The organism is Streptomyces barkulensis (assembly GCF_002843305.1).
Lineage (GTDB): Bacteria > Actinomycetota > Actinomycetes > Streptomycetales > Streptomycetaceae > Streptomyces > Streptomyces barkulensis.
Genome location: NZ_PGSG01000032.1, coordinates 1 through 15,517 on the forward strand (window position 1 = coordinate 1; position 15,517 = coordinate 15,517).

The 15,517-nt window shown below is 71.8% G+C and carries 19 protein-coding genes; 2 read left to right on the plus strand and 17 right to left on the minus strand.

The window, feature by feature from the left end; genetic code table 11:
- Nucleotides 1–38: 38 nt before the first annotated feature.
- Nucleotides 39–1,247 carry an RNA-guided endonuclease InsQ/TnpB family protein gene (locus CUT83_RS08155; RefSeq protein ID WP_101255106.1) on the minus strand — a complete coding sequence of 403 codons (1,209 nt, stop codon included), beginning with the start codon at nucleotides 1,245–1,247 and terminating at the stop codon, nucleotides 39–41.
- A gap of 25 nt (nucleotides 1,248–1,272) precedes the next feature.
- Here CUT83_RS08155 and tnpA point away from each other — a divergent pair, with 25 nt between their 5' ends.
- Nucleotides 1,273–1,689 carry an IS200/IS605 family transposase gene (gene tnpA / locus CUT83_RS08160; RefSeq protein WP_093850225.1) on the plus strand — a complete coding sequence of 139 codons (417 nt, stop codon included), beginning with the start codon at nucleotides 1,273–1,275 and terminating at the stop codon, nucleotides 1,687–1,689.
- A gap of 209 nt (nucleotides 1,690–1,898) precedes the next feature.
- Here tnpA and CUT83_RS08165 read toward each other — a convergent pair whose 3' ends face one another.
- The 16 genes from CUT83_RS08165 to CUT83_RS08230 form a co-directional block, all read right to left on the minus strand.
- Nucleotides 1,899–2,915, minus strand: coding sequence for a protein-L-isoaspartate O-methyltransferase family protein (locus CUT83_RS08165; RefSeq protein ID WP_101255222.1), 1,017 nt, complete (start codon nucleotides 2,913–2,915; stop codon nucleotides 1,899–1,901).
- A 424-nt stretch (nucleotides 2,916–3,339) separates the two neighbouring features.
- Nucleotides 3,340–3,765: an NUDIX hydrolase gene (locus CUT83_RS08170; RefSeq protein ID WP_101255223.1), complete on the minus strand. Its 426-nt coding sequence runs from the start codon at nucleotides 3,763–3,765 to the stop codon at nucleotides 3,340–3,342.
- A gap of 18 nt (nucleotides 3,766–3,783) precedes the next feature.
- On the minus strand, nucleotides 3,784–4,581 hold the full coding sequence (locus tag CUT83_RS08175) for an STM4013/SEN3800 family hydrolase (RefSeq protein WP_101255224.1): 798 nt from the start codon (nucleotides 4,579–4,581) through the stop codon (nucleotides 3,784–3,786).
- The gene (locus CUT83_RS08180; RefSeq protein ID WP_101255225.1) at nucleotides 4,578–5,084 is read right to left on the minus strand and encodes a hypothetical protein; all 507 of its coding nucleotides are present in this window, start codon (nucleotides 5,082–5,084) and stop codon (nucleotides 4,578–4,580) included. The genes CUT83_RS08175 and CUT83_RS08180 overlap by 4 nt, the downstream gene beginning before the upstream one ends.
- The gene (locus tag CUT83_RS08185) at nucleotides 5,077–5,535 is read right to left on the minus strand and encodes a thymidylate kinase (RefSeq protein WP_240958397.1); all 459 of its coding nucleotides are present in this window, start codon (nucleotides 5,533–5,535) and stop codon (nucleotides 5,077–5,079) included. Before CUT83_RS08185 ends, CUT83_RS08180 begins: the two co-directional genes overlap by 8 nt.
- 178 nt (nucleotides 5,536–5,713) lie before the next feature.
- Nucleotides 5,714–6,730: a radical SAM protein gene (locus tag CUT83_RS08190; RefSeq protein WP_101255226.1), complete on the minus strand. Its 1,017-nt coding sequence runs from the start codon at nucleotides 6,728–6,730 to the stop codon at nucleotides 5,714–5,716.
- Nucleotides 6,731–6,842: 112 nt separating this feature from the next.
- Entirely contained in the window at nucleotides 6,843–7,262 is a 420-nt protein-coding gene (locus CUT83_RS08195; RefSeq protein WP_101255227.1) for a roadblock/LC7 domain-containing protein, read from the minus strand.
- 150 nt (nucleotides 7,263–7,412) lie between these two features.
- Nucleotides 7,413–7,613 (minus strand): DUF5999 family protein, encoded by a 201-nt coding sequence (locus tag CUT83_RS08200; RefSeq protein WP_101255228.1) that lies wholly within the window; start codon nucleotides 7,611–7,613, stop codon nucleotides 7,413–7,415.
- A 93-nt stretch (nucleotides 7,614–7,706) separates the two neighbouring features.
- The gene (locus tag CUT83_RS08205; RefSeq protein WP_101255229.1) at nucleotides 7,707–8,279 is read right to left on the minus strand and encodes a hypothetical protein; all 573 of its coding nucleotides are present in this window, start codon (nucleotides 8,277–8,279) and stop codon (nucleotides 7,707–7,709) included.
- Nucleotides 8,276–8,773 carry a hypothetical protein gene (locus CUT83_RS08210; RefSeq protein ID WP_143688513.1) on the minus strand — a complete coding sequence of 166 codons (498 nt, stop codon included), beginning with the start codon at nucleotides 8,771–8,773 and terminating at the stop codon, nucleotides 8,276–8,278. The genes CUT83_RS08205 and CUT83_RS08210 overlap by 4 nt, the downstream gene beginning before the upstream one ends.
- Before the next feature lie 78 nt (nucleotides 8,774–8,851).
- Nucleotides 8,852–9,028, minus strand: a complete 177-nt coding sequence (locus CUT83_RS30050) for a hypothetical protein (RefSeq protein ID WP_158238979.1) — start codon at nucleotides 9,026–9,028, stop codon at nucleotides 8,852–8,854.
- Nucleotides 9,018–9,491, minus strand: a complete 474-nt coding sequence (locus CUT83_RS08215) for a hypothetical protein (RefSeq protein ID WP_143688514.1) — start codon at nucleotides 9,489–9,491, stop codon at nucleotides 9,018–9,020. Before CUT83_RS08215 ends, CUT83_RS30050 begins: the two co-directional genes overlap by 11 nt.
- A gap of 108 nt (nucleotides 9,492–9,599) precedes the next feature.
- On the minus strand, nucleotides 9,600–10,790 hold the full coding sequence (locus CUT83_RS08220) for a helix-turn-helix domain-containing protein (RefSeq protein WP_158238980.1): 1,191 nt from the start codon (nucleotides 10,788–10,790) through the stop codon (nucleotides 9,600–9,602).
- 243 nt (nucleotides 10,791–11,033) lie between these two features.
- A complete protein-coding gene (locus tag CUT83_RS29660) occupies nucleotides 11,034–11,186 on the minus strand; it encodes an SCO1431 family membrane protein (protein ID WP_107415246.1) in 153 nt (50 codons plus the stop codon).
- Between the two features lie 353 nt (nucleotides 11,187–11,539).
- A complete protein-coding gene (locus CUT83_RS08225) occupies nucleotides 11,540–12,916 on the minus strand; it encodes a hypothetical protein (protein WP_101255233.1) in 1,377 nt (458 codons plus the stop codon).
- Nucleotides 12,913–13,941: a glycosyltransferase family 2 protein gene (locus tag CUT83_RS08230; RefSeq protein WP_101255234.1), complete on the minus strand. Its 1,029-nt coding sequence runs from the start codon at nucleotides 13,939–13,941 to the stop codon at nucleotides 12,913–12,915. Before CUT83_RS08230 ends, CUT83_RS08225 begins: the two co-directional genes overlap by 4 nt.
- A gap of 187 nt (nucleotides 13,942–14,128) precedes the next feature.
- Here CUT83_RS08230 and CUT83_RS08235 point away from each other — a divergent pair, with 187 nt between their 5' ends.
- Complete coding sequence (locus CUT83_RS08235) at nucleotides 14,129–15,475, plus strand: DUF6716 putative glycosyltransferase (RefSeq protein ID WP_173915043.1); 1,347 nt, start codon at nucleotides 14,129–14,131, stop codon at nucleotides 15,473–15,475.
- The last annotated feature ends 42 nt before the right edge of the window (nucleotides 15,476–15,517 follow it).

Below are 15,517 nucleotides of genomic sequence, written 5' to 3' on the forward strand. Positions count from 1 at the left end.
TTGACATCCTCGCCGCCCTGAAGGACGGCGATTCCCGCCTACCGCGCCGCCTGTGGCTGCGGTGTCGAGTGGGTTCCTGCTTCGCCGCGCGGTGCCGGGACGAGTCCCGGTCTTACCTGCGCTCCACAGGCTGATGCCGCCAGTCCGGCGGCCTTGGCGACGTTGACCGCCGCGTTGATGTCCCGGTCCAGGACCGCCCCGCACGCCTGGCAGGTCCACTCTCGGATGTGGAGGGGCTTGGGGCCGTCCTTGACGCCGCACACGGAGCACACCCGGGAGGTCGGCTCGAACCGGCCGATCTTCACGAAGGTACGTCCGTACCGGGCGGCCTTGTACTCCAGCATGCTCACGAACGCCGACCATCCGGCGTCGTGCACGGACTTGGCCAGGCGCGTGCGCGCGAGTCCCTTCACCGCCAGGTCCTCCACGGCGACCGCTTGGTTGTCGCGGATCAGCTGTGTGGAGAGCTGGTGGTGGAACTCGCGGCGCGCGTCCGCGACACGGGCGTGTGCCCGTGCGACGCGGATCCTGGCCTTGTCCCGGTTCTTGCTGCCCTTCTCCTTGCGGGAGAGGGAGCGCTGCGCCTTCTTCAGGCGTTTTTCGGCCCGGCGCAGGAAGCGCGGGCTGTCGATCTTCGTCCCGTCGGAGAGGACCGCGAAGTGTCCGAGCCCGAGATCGATGCCCACCTCGGGCGCGACCTGGGGCAGGACTTCCTCCGGGCCGGTCTCCACGACGAAGGACGCGAAGTACCGGCCTGCCGCGTCCTTGACCACGGTCACCGTGGACGGCGTCGACGGCAGGGAGCGGGACCACTTCACCTTGACGTCGCCGATCTTCGGCAGACGCAGCCTGCCGCCCGGGGTGATCGACCAGCGGGCGTTCGCCGTGAACCGGACCGACTGCCGGGTGTCCCTCTTCGACTTGTACCGGGGCGCGCCCATGCGCGGGCGCTTGCCCTTCAGGCCGTCGAAGAAGTTCCGGTACGCGGCCTCCAGGTCGCGCAGCGACTGCTGGAGAACGACCGCCGACACCTCGCCGAGCCACGCCCGCTCCGGGGTGCTCTTCGCCTCGGTGATCAGCGCCTTCGACAGGTCGCCGGTCTTCGGGAACGGCAGCCCCTCGCTGCGGGCGGTCTCCCGAGCGCGAAGCGCGTCGTTGTAGACCACCCGCGCACACCCGAACGCCCTCGCCAACGCCATGCGCTGACCGACGCTCGGGTACAAGCGGAAGCTGTACCGAAGCTGCATGCGGATCATGGTACACAGTTGGTTTATGGGTATCGATGAGAACGTTCGTACTGGTCGTCACTGCGTCTTCCGCATGCATGTCCACTTGGTTTTCGTGACGAAGTACCGGCACTCCGTCTTCGTTGACCGGCACTTGACGCGGTGCGAGGAGATCATGCGGGCCGTGTGCGAGGACTTCGAGGCCGAGCTGGTCGAGTTCAACGGCGAGAACAACCACGTCCATCTCCTCGTGAACTTCCCGCCGAAGGTTGCCGTGTCCAGGCTGGTGAACTCCCTCAAAGGCGTGTCCTCCCGCAGGCTCCGCCAGGAGTTCCCCGACCTCGTCCGCCACTACTGGCGGGCACAGCGCCTGTGGTCCGGCTCGTACTTCGCCGGGTCCGTCGGCGGCGCGCCGCTCAGCATCGTGAAGCAGTACATCGAGCAGCAGAACCGGCCGCTCTGACCCGGGCCGAGGTGAACAGTGCAGATCCGTGCCCACAGCTGAGGTCAGAGCAGCTCTCAGATTCGCTTCACCACCGGGCCGAAGCCCGGTGCACTGCCAATAGTCCCGGTAGCCGGGCCGTCTCCGGTGAGGCGGTGCCGTGTGCGTCCAGCCGTTCCACGAGCCGGCCGACGGCCTCCCAGGTCTCGTCATCCATGCGTATGCCGTTTCTATCGGGTCAGGGTCAGGCGCCAGCCGTCGGCGGGGTCGTCCCGGTCCAGGGTGGGGGTGTAGATCTCGGGGGCGGGGCGTCCGGCGTTCTCCCAGTCGGCGAGCCAGCCTCGGAGCGCGGCCAGGGACGGGGAGTCGGGGGCGTCGGCGAGGATCGTGCCGTCCTCACGGATGACGGCGGCCGTGGTGGCGGTGGAATGCCCCAGTGCCCAGGCGTCCGGGGCGAGACCGGTCATGGTCAGGTGCGGGTCACCGATGGCAGCGGCGTAGGCGTACCAACTGTTCCAGCCGATCGGCTCTCCGCGGTAGGGCTCGGTGTGGGCGTCCTTCAGCAGCCGCTCCAGGACGGTGCGGGCGCCGGTGTGGAGCCAGTCGTCCTGCTCGCGCCAGGCGACGGAGATCCAGGACGGGGCGGGGGTGCGGTTCTCCCAGTCCACCCAGCGCAGCGGGACACCGAAGTCGGGGGCCGGGGAGGAGCCGGTTTCGATGTAGCGGCCGTGGAAGACCTCCTCGACGCGGGGGCCGCCCACCCCGACGGTGAGCTTGGCGATGACGGTCAGCTTGGGGACGTCGGCGATCGGCAGGGCGGTCACGATGACGGAGCCGACGGCGAGCTGGTCCACCCACGCCCGGGGCAGCAGCGGCGGGGTGCACCAGGCCACCAGCCGGTCGTACGGGGCGCGCTCGGGGTACCCGGCGGTGCCGTCGGTGGTGTGGCAGCGGATGTTGGTGCGGCCGCGCTGGTGGTGCAGAAGGTTCGCCCACCGGGTGAGGTACCCGTCGATGTCGAGACTGGTGACCTGTCCACTGTCGCCGACGAGGTGGGACAGCAGCGCGCCGGAATAGCCGGAGCCGGTGCCGATCTCCAGCACGCTCATACCTTCGGCGACACCGAGGGCGGTCAGCTCTCGGTGGATCACGACCGGGTTGGACCGGTTGTCGGTGGGGCCGCGGTCGGGGTTGTGGGTGTAGTACCGCTCGGGGACGGTGGCGGCGGCATCGGCGACGGGGATCACGGCAAGACTCCTTGCACAGGGCGGACTTGTGTTCTGTCAACTGCTCCGGGCGGGTGAAGGACACGGGCCGGGTGGCGGGGCGAACCGTGCGCCCAGGCACCAGTGCAGGCGCCGGCCGAGGAGAGCGGCGGGCGGGGCTCTCGGCGGCGGCACCGTCTCGCCGGCCAGAGCGCGGCGGGGCGGGGGAGGAGGATCTGCGGCCCGGCCGCCGGGTCGCGGTCCAGGTCGGTTGAGGGGGCGGTCGTGGTCGTCACCGTGCCTTTGCAAGGGGGAGGAAGCGGGGATTGGCGTTACGCCGACCGCCCTGTGGCCCCTGTTGAACGCGGCCACCCCGTGATCCGTTACAGCCCGTGCCCGCGCGAGTGTGGCCCGGCCCCTGTGACGGTAGGGGCCGGGCCACAGAGGAACCGCCGAGCGGGTGTCCTCATCCCTGGGGTTGGTCGGCCAGGAGAAGGGCGAGTGGCCCGGCGGGGAGCAGGAAGCGGCCCTCACGGGCGGCGTCGAGGGCGTCCTGCATGGGCCACCACGACAGCTTGTAGTCGACTTCGGCGAGGGTCAGTTCTTGCGGACCGAGGGCAAGGTCGCGGGCTTCGAACAGATGGACGCGGGCGGTGGAACCGAGTGTCATGGCGTATGCGCCGAGCGGTCTCCACCGGCCGGCGGTGACACCGGCTTCCTCCCGCAGCTCGCGGCGCGCGCACGCCAGGGCATCCTCCCCCTCCTCGAAGCGGCCACCGGGCAGGAACAGGTACTCGCCGCCGTGGCGGGGGAAGTTGGCGCTCAGCAGGGCGACAAGGCCCTGCTCATCGCGCGCCACGACCACCGAGGCATCGCGCATCGCTTCGCTCATGGCCCGTGAGCGTATCGCTCACGGGTGTATCCACGCGGCATACGGCACGGTGAAGACCGCCCGGTGCGCGATGCCTCGGCCGTGGAAGCCGTCGTCCCCGTAGGCGTCGCCGTGGTCTGCGCACAGGATGACCAGCCATCGGCCCTTCTCGGCGAGTCCGTCGAGCAGGCGCCCCAGATGTGCGTCGGCGTAGGCGAGGGCGGCGGCCTGGGAGGCGGTGGTGTCGCTGCTGGAGCCGATGTAGTGGCCGTGGGGAACATGCGTGGCGGAGACGTTGACGAACAGGTACAACGGCTGCCGCCCGTGGTAGAACTCGGCCAGTTCGAGGGCCTGATCGACCTGGTGGCGTGTGGAGTCCGGCTCCGGGGAGCAGAACTCGGGGCGCCAGTGGTCCTCGTCGAACAGGTCGGGCAGGACCGAGCCCAGCGGTGTCTCCCGGGAGAAGTAGGTGACGCCGCCGACGCACACGGTGCGGTAGCCGTGCTGCCTCAACCCTTGGAGAAGGTTGGCCGCATCGAACAGGAACGTCTCGGGCGGCACCTGTTTGAAAGCGGGCGGCCGGCACTCCCACAGGCGGGGTGGTTGTACGGGCTGGGGCAGCTTGGGCAGGAACCCGGAGAAGAACGCCATGTGGGCGGGCAGCGTGAACGTCCCCGGGGTTTCGCGCCGCTCCCAGTGGTCGTCCGGAAGCAGGCCGGCCAGGCGGGGCGTCATCTCGGCCCCCAGCGCGGCCTGGGCCACGTCGTAGCGCAGCGAGTCGAGGGTGACGAACAGGATGCCGTCACCGGACTCGATGATCTCGGCAGCGTTGATCACGGGCGGTCCCCCTGGGTGAGCGGGTGGTGCCACAGTTCAATGGAGCCTTTCGCGCTGTCGCTGACGGGGATGGGGACGCGGTCGGCGTCGATCAGAGCCCGGATCTGGGCGAGTCCGCCCGCGTCGTCCAGGACGGCGCCCTGGCGGGCGTACAACCGGACACGTACCTCGGTGGCGTCGCCGTGGTCGGTGCCGGACAGCCACGCGCCAGGCGTGTCGGGCAGTTCGCCGAGGCCGGCGTGGAACGTCTCCTCGGTCTGCCGGCCCATGTAGTGGACGGTGCAGCCGTAGTGCCGGGCGTTGGTGGCGCCGCGGCACAACCGGTGCGCGAACTCGGTGATCGCCGGGTGGCCGTTGTGGGCGACCACGAGTTGCCGCGCCTGCTGCGTCACGACCAGGCAGGCGCCCAGCCACCAGGTGACGCCTTCATGGATCTGGCCGGGGAAGCGGCCGGTGGCGCCGCCGTCGCGGATGACGGCGGCGGTGTCGATGGAGTTAAGCACCAGAGACCTCCATTTGGGCGGTGATCCAGTCGGCGAGGTCGTCCGGGGTCTGGTCGTCGGTGTCCACCCACACCGCTGAGGGGTCGGTCGCGGCGACCCGCTCGAAGTTTTCCAGCAGCCGCGCGAGCCGGTCGGGCACATTGAGCAGGTCGGTGTCGTCGCGTTTGGTGTCCTGCTTGGTCGCCAGCCGGGCACGGAGTTGTTCTTCGGAGCAGCGCAGATAGAAGGTGCGGTTGGGCTGCTCCAGGTAAGGGCGGAACGGCTCGATCAGCCGTGTCACGGCGCCGGTGTCCACGTGGTGCACGGCGGCGTGGCAGGCGATCACGGAGGACAGGTAGCGGTCGGCGATGACGGGACCGGCCGCGCGGCCTCGGCGCACCACGTCCGAGGCGTGCAGGAGGCCGGACAGGTAGAACCCGAACTGGGGCAGCGGTCGCAGATCCTCGTTCACGGTCTTCGACAGGCGGTGTGAGGGACAGGGAGGGTGTGCAGCCCGGTCGCTGCGAGCCGTTCGGTCAGGAGCCGGGCGAGGGTGGACTTGCCGATGCCGGAGACTCCTTCCAGCACGATGAACGGGCCGATGGCACCCCCACAGTCTTCGGGCTGGTAAGGGGCTGGAAGACTGATGGTCACAGGGTTCCCTCCGTGAAGGCGGCGACGTGACCGGCTGCGCTGTCCGCCAGCCGTTCCGGAACGCCCAGGTGCGGGCGCACGTCCAGGCGCAGGTCGTCGCGTAGCACGCACGGCTGGATGCCGCCGTTGTGATCCAGGCGCAGCGCCCAGAACCCCTCGACGCAGTCGTCGCGCCGCAGGCATGTGCCGCACTGGCCGACGTGGTGACGGCCGAGGCCGCGATGGATGACATCGACCTCGACGCCGTCGATGCGGAAGACGCGGCGGCCTTGGCCGACGCCGACCACTTCGGTGTGCTCGTCGCTGGTGAGGGTCCGCAAGTGGGCGATGATGCCGTCGGCGGAGACCGCGGAGTCGGCGTGGGCCGCGTTGAAGTCGGTGCCGACCAGCTCGATGAACTGCACGGGCAGACGCCGCTCCAGAGCGAATTCCAAGATTGCCTCTACCTCGTGGGCGTTCTCCTTCTGGAGCAGGCAGTTGAGTTCGACGCGCGGAAAGATGTCGCGCGACACCTCGATCCCGTCGAGAACCGCGTTGATGCCGATGGACGTGTGAGCGATCGTCCGCAGTGACTCGTCCGAAAAGTAGTGCAGCGACACTTTCACCTTGTCCAGGCGTGTGTCGGCCAGCCACGACCGGTGTGCCCGTACGCGGGTGCCGTTGGTGATCAAGGTGTAGGTGCCCTCGGGGCCCTGCTCGGGCAGACCCTCCAGCACGGGACGGGCGAAAGGCGAGGTGAGCGGTTCACCGCCAGTGAAGTACACCCGCTTCAGACCGCGGTCCACGAGCGTGCGGATGACGGTCAGATAGTCGTCGGCGCCGAGCTTCCGTTCCCGCGGCTGCCGGGTGCGATCCGCCCGGGTCAGAGGCGGAGGGACATCACCCTCGTTGTGGCAGAACCAGCAGGCGATGTTGCAGCGCGGTGTGAGGGAGACCCGGAGCTGGCCGCGTAAGGCGGCGAAGTTGTGCAGGGCCGTGTAGTCGGTGGTGGACGAGGCGAGCGGGAGATGCATCGTTGGCCTCCAGAGAATGAGGGCTCGGGAATGCAAAGGGACACCTCAGAAGGACGCTGCCGCGTTCTCCTGTGAGGGTGGTGCGATCGGCCAGGCCCCGAGGGCAGCGGCTCTATGTGCGGGCGGGCGCGGCCAGGTGGGCGCGGACCCGCTTGACCAGTTGGGCCATCTCGTAGCCGACCACGGCCGGGTCGGTGTCGTCGTCGGCGAGGACGACCAGGTGGGCGCGGTCGCCGGCGGCGCAGACGAACAGCAGGGTGTGCCTCAGTTCCACGATGGTCTGCCGTACTCCGCCCGGGTGTCCGTCGGGTCCGGTGTCGATGCGGGCGGCGGCGCCCCTGGCCAGGGAGTACAGGCCGGAGACGGTGGCCGCCAGGACGTCGGCGGTGTCGGCGTCCAGGCCGTGGGCGGCCTGGACCATCCCGTCGGAGGTGACCAGGGCCGCGCTGCGGATGCGGGCGTTGCGCTCGACCAGGCCCTGAAGCAGCCACGCCTTCGGGCTGGTGCTGTCGGTGCTCTGCGTGCCGGTCATGGGGTTGCCTTCCTCGCAAGGGGGTTCGGGGTCGGGTGCTTCCCCGCCCGGCGGCTCAGGGGCGGCAGGCCGCCGGGCGGGGAAGCGGTCCTGCCTGCCCCCGGCAGCGGGCCGCAGGGGAGTGGGAACGTCCGTCGCCGGGGGCAGGGGTCATGCGGCGGCCGTGAGGGGGCCGGCTGGGCGATGCGGGAGGATGACCTGGCCGTCGGCGAGGAGCAGACCAGTGTCCTCGAACAACAGCGCGCCGTCGGACCGCAGCGCCCAGCCCTGTTCGGGGTGGTGCGCGATGAGGTGGGCGGCCTCCTGGCCGGGGGAGGTGGCGGGCGGGCATGGAGGCGTGTGCCGGCACACGGGCGGTCATCCCTTTCGCGCGGGGTCGGTGAGTTCGGCAGGTTCCAGAAGCGTGCAGTCGTGCAGAGCGGCGACCGCCTGGCTCGCCAGCACTCAGCGCAGAGCGGGCAGGTCGTCATAGCGCACGGTCTCCCTGCCGGCCGGGACGAGTTCGCCTCGGGTGAGCTGGTAGACGGTGCCGTAGACACCGACGATCTCGGGGTTGCTGACCCGCAGCGCCACCCACGTGGTTCGGGCCAGGTAGTGGCACTCCCGGACGGCTCTCGGCGCGCACCGCAGGCACAGCGGGGGGTGCACCGTCGGAACGCCTTCCGGCCAGTCCTCCCAGTCGCCGCGGCGGTCCTCGATCACCCACAGCACGCCCCGGTCGTCGCGGTCGGCCGGTCCGTTGCAGACATGGCACCGCAGGCGGCGCATCACGTCCCGCTGCCGCTGCGTGTGCGCGGTGCCGTAGACCGGCTTGCCCTGACCGCGCCTGAGCGCGCGGCGGACCCACAGCACCCCCCACCTGTCGCGGTCCAAGGGGACTTCGTCCGGGAAGGCGATGCCGTGCGGGGTTGCGATGACATCGGGGGTGAGAAGTCCCTCCTCCGACCAGCAGTCGGTGTACGGAGGAGCGCCCGGCTTCGGCAGAGGGCGGGGCGCGGTCTCCTGTCCGGCGCTCATCGGGCGGCCTCCTGCGCTGCGGCGCGGGCGGTGGTGTAGGCGTCGCGCAGGTTGGGGCCGTCGGTGAGTTGAGTGCCGGTGGGGCGCACGATCCAGGACCGGCCGCCCAGGTGGAGCGGTTCGGTGTAGTCCGGGTGCGGCAGCAGCATCAGCGTGTGGTCGGGCAGGCGCGTGCTGCCGGGGGCACTCCAGCCGTCCGCCGAGCCGGGCGCGAGGAGGAAGTCCGCGCCCAGCGGGGTGGCCAGGACCGGCCCGAGCGGTGCGCGGGCCGCTCGCAGCCGCCGCACCGTCGCGTGCGCGGTCCCGGTGGGCAGGCGTACCACGTCCCAGGCGGGTCCGGTCGGTGCCTCGCCCAGCGCGCCGTGCTCCCAGGCGCGCAGCACGTCCGGGACGCGGCCGGTGGGCCGCAGCCATTCCAGTTCCAGGGGGCCGAGGATCAGGTCCGACAGGTTCGCGGCGGGATGCGCCAGAGCCATGGGCGGGGTCGGGTTCACGGGGCGTGGTGCCTTCCGATCAGGTGGTACGGGGGTCGGCCTGCCGACCGCGGGGCGGTTCGAGGGAGGGGCCGGTTGCTACCGGCCAAGTACGAAGGTGGCGAGCGGCCACAGCCACCAGGCGGCGCAGCCGAGAATCGCCAGCACGATGAAGAGGGCGCCGGGGTTGGCCTTGGCGGTCCGGTACGCGCCGCCCAGCCGGCCGGGCTGCCCGGTCCTCGCCCCGCCGGCCCTCCGGGGCGCGTCAGCGGGCACGGTCGGCCCTGTCGGCCGGCAGCAGGCGCGGCCGGTGCCGACGGCCGCACGGGGGGCGGCCGTTGACCTCCGCCAGGTGCAGGAACCGCACCGGGCGGGCCTGCCAGGTCAGGTGCTGGATGCCGGGGTAGAGGGTCAGTGAGCAGGGTTCGCCCCGGCGCAGCCGGGCGCATGCCCGTGCCGAGCCGGGTCCGTCCACCCAGTGGTCCAGCACGTACTCGGCCTGGTGCGGGCCGAGCACGCAGGCCACGGTGCGTGCCCCGGCCCGGATCCACCGGATCGCCGCCTCCGGGCTGAGGGCGGCGTATCCGTCCCGGCGCGTGGCCGTTCCCGGCAGACCGGTGAGGGTGCTGACCGCCTCGCACCACACCCCCGGACGGACCAGCGGGGCAGGAAAGGCGGTCTGCTTGCGGGTCTTAACCGGCAAGGCAGCCGGCGGGTTGTGCGGTGTTGCACTCTCCATACTCGGCTCCACGTGATGCAGCGCGTGCTGATAGTCACTAAGGCTGCCGATGTGGAAGGGGTGGAGGTTGCACAAGCTGTGCAACCTCCACCCCTTGACAACCCGCCTCTATACGCCCATCCAACGGGCGAAGCCAGTGACGCTTTCACGGCTGCCCCGTTCTGCGCGCACCAGCGATGCCACTGTCTCCTTCACCGACGGATGGAATCGGGTCTGCTGAGGAGCTACCTTGCGTGCCTTTTGCAGCGATGCAAAGGCCGCTTGCCGCTGCCCCGTCTCCAACTGAGCCCGAGCCAGGTCGATGTAGTGGTGCCCTACCCGGTCCGGGAACTTCTCGGCGAACGGCTTCGGCAAGTGCACCCCCCTAGAAGCCTTGACGGCCTTTCCGAACTCCCCCAGCTCCACTTCTAGAGCCACTGAGTGGATCAGCGTGTTGGACGGTCCGAAGCTCATCACGTAGTTCTCCGTATCGTCTCCCAGCCGTCCAGCTACCTCCCATGCCTCCGCCCACTGGGCGCGGGCTTCCTGACCGGCGTGGCTGCGGGCAGCCAGCATCGCCGCGCGTAGCCGCAAGTTGCCCTGGACGCACAACGCTGACCGTTCCCCACGCCGGGCGTCTTCCTCTACGTCCGCCAAGGAGCGCTCCATCAACCGCAGCCCTACATCGTGCCGACCGGTGTTGAAGCACGATTGCCCGCGCAGGTAGGAAGTCAGGATGACCATGTACGGGTCGCCTGATCGCTCCGCGCTGTACTGCATGCGGAACAGCACCGAGCGGCTGAGGTCTACGTGGCCCAGTCCATACGCCACATCGTGCACACACCGGTACACGTATGCCAGCAGCCGGTGAGCCCGCTCCTGCTGACGGCCCTCGTTTTCGGCGGAGGTTTCTACCAGCTCGTCAATAAGCCCGGGGGCATCGGTGGCCACAGCCAGGTAGTTCGCCCGGCGCCGCTTCTCACCGAGGTTCTTCACATCGGTGGCCAGCTCATCCAACGGCCGTGGCGGGGTGCCGGTGCCCAATTGCAGGTCCCAGTTCTCCATGCTGGCTCGGATCGCGGCCAGCGGCGCGTCGAAGCGTTCGGTGCGCTGAACATCGGCGTACGGCTGCCCGGCCAACACACTTGCCTCGATGCCCAAGGCGCGAGCGCACGCGGCTATCAGGGCAGGTGAGGCGGGCCGTTGCCCGATCTCCACCTTGGTGAGCAGGCTGTGGGAGATATGAGCGCGATCGGCTAGACCGCGTTGCGTGAGGTGTGCCAGTTTGCGCTGTTCGGCGATCCGTGCGCCGATGTGCATGCTCCTGTCACGAGGCATACTGACTCTCCGTTCTGACCTCGACACTCAGAACAGTACCCATCGGGTAACCCGTAGGGTGCAACGCTCAGGCCCCCGTCTTGAAAGCGGGGGCCGATGCGTTTGCTTCATGGGACCGTCCGGTTCCGGTGCCCGCCGGTCGGGACACGGGTGAACGGGGCGCGGGCTCCCTCGCCGACGGCCGGGGGACGTCCCCGTGTGCGCGGTGCGCGCGCCGGGGGCGCCTTACAGCAGGCCGAGCCCGGTGACGATTACGGAGACCAGCACGGTGAGCGTCCAGCCGAGCGCCTGCTCGACCAGCTTCTCGCGGTCCTCCTCGGAGGGGCCGCCGGTACGGAGCCGGAGTGCCGGGATGGTCGCCGCCGTCGTGTGGCCCATGGTGGTCCCCTCGTCTCGCCTCGTGGCGCGCCGGTGCGCGGGGCGCCGGTGCGCCTTTGGTGTGCCTGTGTCCGTGATCGCCGCGAATGGGCGTCGCGGATCTCCAGCATGAGGGGGCCCGCGCCGTTTAAACAGAGACGCAGATCACCCCGCGGCCGCGCACCGGTGGCTCAGCCGTGCCCAACACACCGTCCACCCTGCGGTGATGGGCCCGCCGGGGCCCGGGCGGCCGTACGGCTGTGACGAACGACACGGGTCGCGCAGGCCGTACGGGGCCTGGTGAGGGCCCCTGCGCGGACCCCCGTACGAACCCCCGCGCCGGTGCCCGGAAGGACGCCTTCCGCACGGTCCGCTCACCGGCGAGCCCTCCGACCCAGCGCGCGGGCCCGCCGCGCCGCACGCCGTACGGCCGGGCTGCGGACGACCGGCCCCAGCCCGGCGGGGAGCCCGCCGGGCAGGGCGAGGGAGGCCAGCAGACGGCGCGGGAACCAGCGCCGGACCTGCTCCTCGGGATGGGCGGACAGGAAGTGCTCGGTCTCGCCGCGCAGCCCCGGGTTGACCCGCGGCTGCGCGCAGAACGCCAGCGCCCGCACCAGCCCGGCGAGTTCGGCCGGTTCGGCCGGTTCGGCCGGTTCGGTGGTGTCGGCGGGTTCGGTGGTGCCGGCGGGAGCGGTCCCGCCCGGCAGCAGCGCGTCCGCGATCACCGCCGGAACCGGCCCGCCCCCTTCGTATGCGCCCGCGCGGGCTGAGGGGGCGGCCGTACCGCCGTGGGAGGCGGGCAGGCCGTGGACCGTGCTCGCGGCCAGCAGCGCTCCGAAGGAGCACCCGGTCACCAGCGCCGGGCGCAGCCGCTCGTACAGCGCCTCCACCGGCTGCGCACCCTGCGGCTCGTACAGCTCCAGACCCAGCTCCGCCGCCCGCCGCGCGATCCCCGGCACCCGGTGCGCGGGGTCGGCGGGGTGGGGCGCGAGGACCACCGCGCGGTGGCCGGCCTCCCGCAGACCGCGCAGCAGCCGCTCGTACGCCCGCTCCTCCTCACCCGGAGGGAGCGCGCCGGGAGCGTGCGGGTCCTGTCCGAGCAGCACCACCGCGCCCTCGGGCGCGCCCGGGTCCGGCAGCTCCCGCGCCGCCCGGGCGGCGACGGCCCGCAGCGCCTCGCCGGGCACCGCCTCGGCCGCGACGCCGAACTCCGCCAGCAGCAGCGGCCGCAGACCGGGCACCAGGCCGGGGTGGAGCAGCCGCCGCACCCGCGTGCCCACCAGCGGGTCCAGCCTGCCGGGGGTGGGCCCGTAGGCCGACAGCCCGGTGGCGTACACCGTCAGGGGCGCGTCGGGGAAGATCCGGGCCAGCGCCTGCCCGGGGCCGGCCTCGACGCGCTCCACCACCAGCTCGACCGCCGCGTCGCCCAGCCCCCAAAGGGAGCGCAGCTGCCTCTCCCACAGGGGTGCGTCGTCGGGGCGCGGCGCCCAGGCGGCGGGGTGGAGCGGGGCGAGGGCGGCGTTCCAGGACAGCACCCGGCCGAAGCGGTCGCGCAGCGGCCGGAAGCCGGGCAGGGCGTCCGGGGCGGGGACGGTCTCGGGGACCGGGGCGGTGTTCGCGACCAGCAGCAGCCGCTCGCGGGCCGTCCCCAGCAGGCCCGCGTCCGCCGCGGCGGCCAGCAGCGCCGCGCCGTGCGGGGTGGAGGCCACCAGCAGCCGCACGGGGGAGGTGTTCGGGCGGGGCGCGGTCATCGGGCGGCCTCCGCCGGGGACGCGGCGGGCGACGCGGCGGAGGCCGCGGTGAGAGGCGCGACGGGACGGCGGCGCAGCCGGCGCAGCGGCGCGGCGCGCTCGGTGTCCATGGAGTCCAGCGCCTGCGACACCAGATCGCCGGGCATCCGGCGCAGGGCCGCCGCGCAGCGGGCGCGCAGCGTGCGGCGCAGCCGCGGCTCGAAGCGGTCGCCGGTCAGATGGTGGTGGATGACCGCGCAGTAGGTGCGCACGGCCTTCGGCAGCAGCGCGGCGGCCTCCCGGTCCCGGGAGGTCTCCTCCACCAGCAGGTCGTAGGCGCGCAGGAAGTCGAGCTGCCGCTCGTCGCCGACCCGGGTGAGCGAGGTCGCCACCCCGCGCCGGTAGAAGACGCCGGTCAGGCCGACCACGGCGAAGGAGGCCGCCTCGCGGTGCAGCCGCCAGATCCAGGGCCGGTCCTCGGCGGTGTGCAGACCGTCGTCGAAGCGCAGCAGGCCGGAGTCCAGCAGCCGCCGGTGGTAGACGCCGGCCCAGGCGTAGGCGTAGTCGACGGCGGTGGTGCGGTGCGCGGGGAGAATGGCGTCGCGCGGGTTCAGCACCGTGCCCCGGCGGCCCTCGGGCGCCCGGGCCAGGGTGCGCCGGCGACCGGTGCTGCGCACATGGTCGGTGCGGAGGAAGTCGCAGCCCAGCGCCTCGGCGGCGGCGAGCAGCTCGCGGTAGTGGCCGGGGGCGGCCCAGTCGTCGCCGTCGAGGAAGGTGACATACCGTCCGCGCGCCGCGTCCAGGCCAGTGTTGCGGGCGCGGGCCACGCCGCCCTGCGTCCGGTGGCGCACGACGACCGAGCCGGGGATTTCCTTTTCCGCGCGTTCCAGGAGTTCCGAGGTGCCGTCGGTCGAGAAGTCGTCGACCAGAATGAATTCGATGTCCCCCTTTCCGAAGTCCGCCGAGTTGGCGCGCAGACTCCGGAGGGTGTCGGGGGCGTACGGCCGAACATTGCGGAACGGCACGATGACGGAGAGCTTGACCACTCCGGAGAGGTTAGGGGCCCGATCGTCATCGGCGCTGTCCAGGGGTGTACGGGCGGGTGAAATCGAGGTGGCGGAACGGTGAACCCCGTTTTCCGGAAGGCCGGTTGGCCTTCCGTCGGTGTGCTGTTAACCGTCTGTTGTGTTCGCGTTGGGCCGAGAATCGGAATGTCTTTCTAGCGTCTTCGACGTGCCATCACGTACCGCTTCGGATTCCCCGGACAGCGCTCCGGACAACGCAACGCGCATTGCCGTCCTCGCCGATTCCGACACCCGCTGGAAATGGGGTGCGCTCACCGCGCACCGCATCGTCCCCGGCGCGCGCATCGACGGACTGCTGCTGCGCGGCCGGGCCACCCCGACCGCCCGCCAGCTCGACGAGGTGGGCGTGCACGCCGCCTCGCTGCGCGAGGTGACGGCCGAACAGTTCCTGGCGGAGGCCGACCGCGACACCTACGACGTGGTGGTGCTCTCCTGTGTCGGCGGCACCGTCCAGGCGATGCTGCACGGGCTGTCCCACCGCCTGGACGGAAGCGGGCGCCGCCCGGTCACCGTCACCGGCTACGTCGGCGTCGTCTACGAGAAGCTCGCCGACGGACTGCTGCTGCGGCACGGCGCGGACGTCGTCCTGGCCAACTCCACCCACGACGCCGAGCGCTTCCGCGCGGTCTACGAGGGGGTCGGCGCGGACGCCGGCGCCGTCGTGGAGTGCGCGCTGCCCTTCCTGGGGGGCGAGCCGTACCGGGAGCCCGACGAGCGGCCGTACACGGTCGTCTTCGCCGTCCAGCCCTCCGTCCCCGCCTCCCGCGCCGACCGCGAGTACCTGCTGCGCCGCGCCGCCGGGCACGCCCGCCGCCACCCCGACCGCGAGGTGCTGGTGAAGCTGCGCAGCAGGCCGGGCGAGCACACCACGCACATCGAGGAGCAGCCCTACCAGAAGCTCGCCGCACGGATCCCCGGCGGGCTGCCGGACAACTGCCGCCTGGTCTACGGCCACATGGGCGAGGTGCTGGACCGCACCGACCTGCTGGTCACCGTCAGCTCCACCGCCGCCCTGGAGTCGCTGCACCGGGGCATCCCCACCGCGATCCTCACCGACCTCGGCGTCCGCGAGGCGCTGGGCAACCACCACTTCACCGGCTCGGGCTGCCTGACCTCCTGGGACCGGCTCGACTCCGGGCTGCTGCCCGAGGCCGACCCGGCGTGGACGGCCCGGCAGGGCGTCGTCGCCGACGGCTCCTACGAGGCGGCCTTCGACGCCGCCCGCGAGCGCGTCGCGGATCTCCTGGCCCGCCCCGACCTGCCGCCGGTCGCCCCCTACTACACGCTCGCCACCGCCCCCGGCTACCTCCCCGGCATCCTCGCCCGCCACGGGCTCGACCCCTCGGGCGCGCCCCGGCCGGGAGCGCAGGCCGGGCGGCCCGCCTCCGGGCTGCGCCGGGCCGTCCGGGCGGCCGTGCGGGACGCGGCGCGCGGGGCGTACCGCCACGGCGTCCAGCGCGTGGCGCCGGTCATCCGCCGGATGGGGGAGCTGTGAGCGCACCCGACACCCCTCAGACCGCAGACCGGCAAGGAGCCC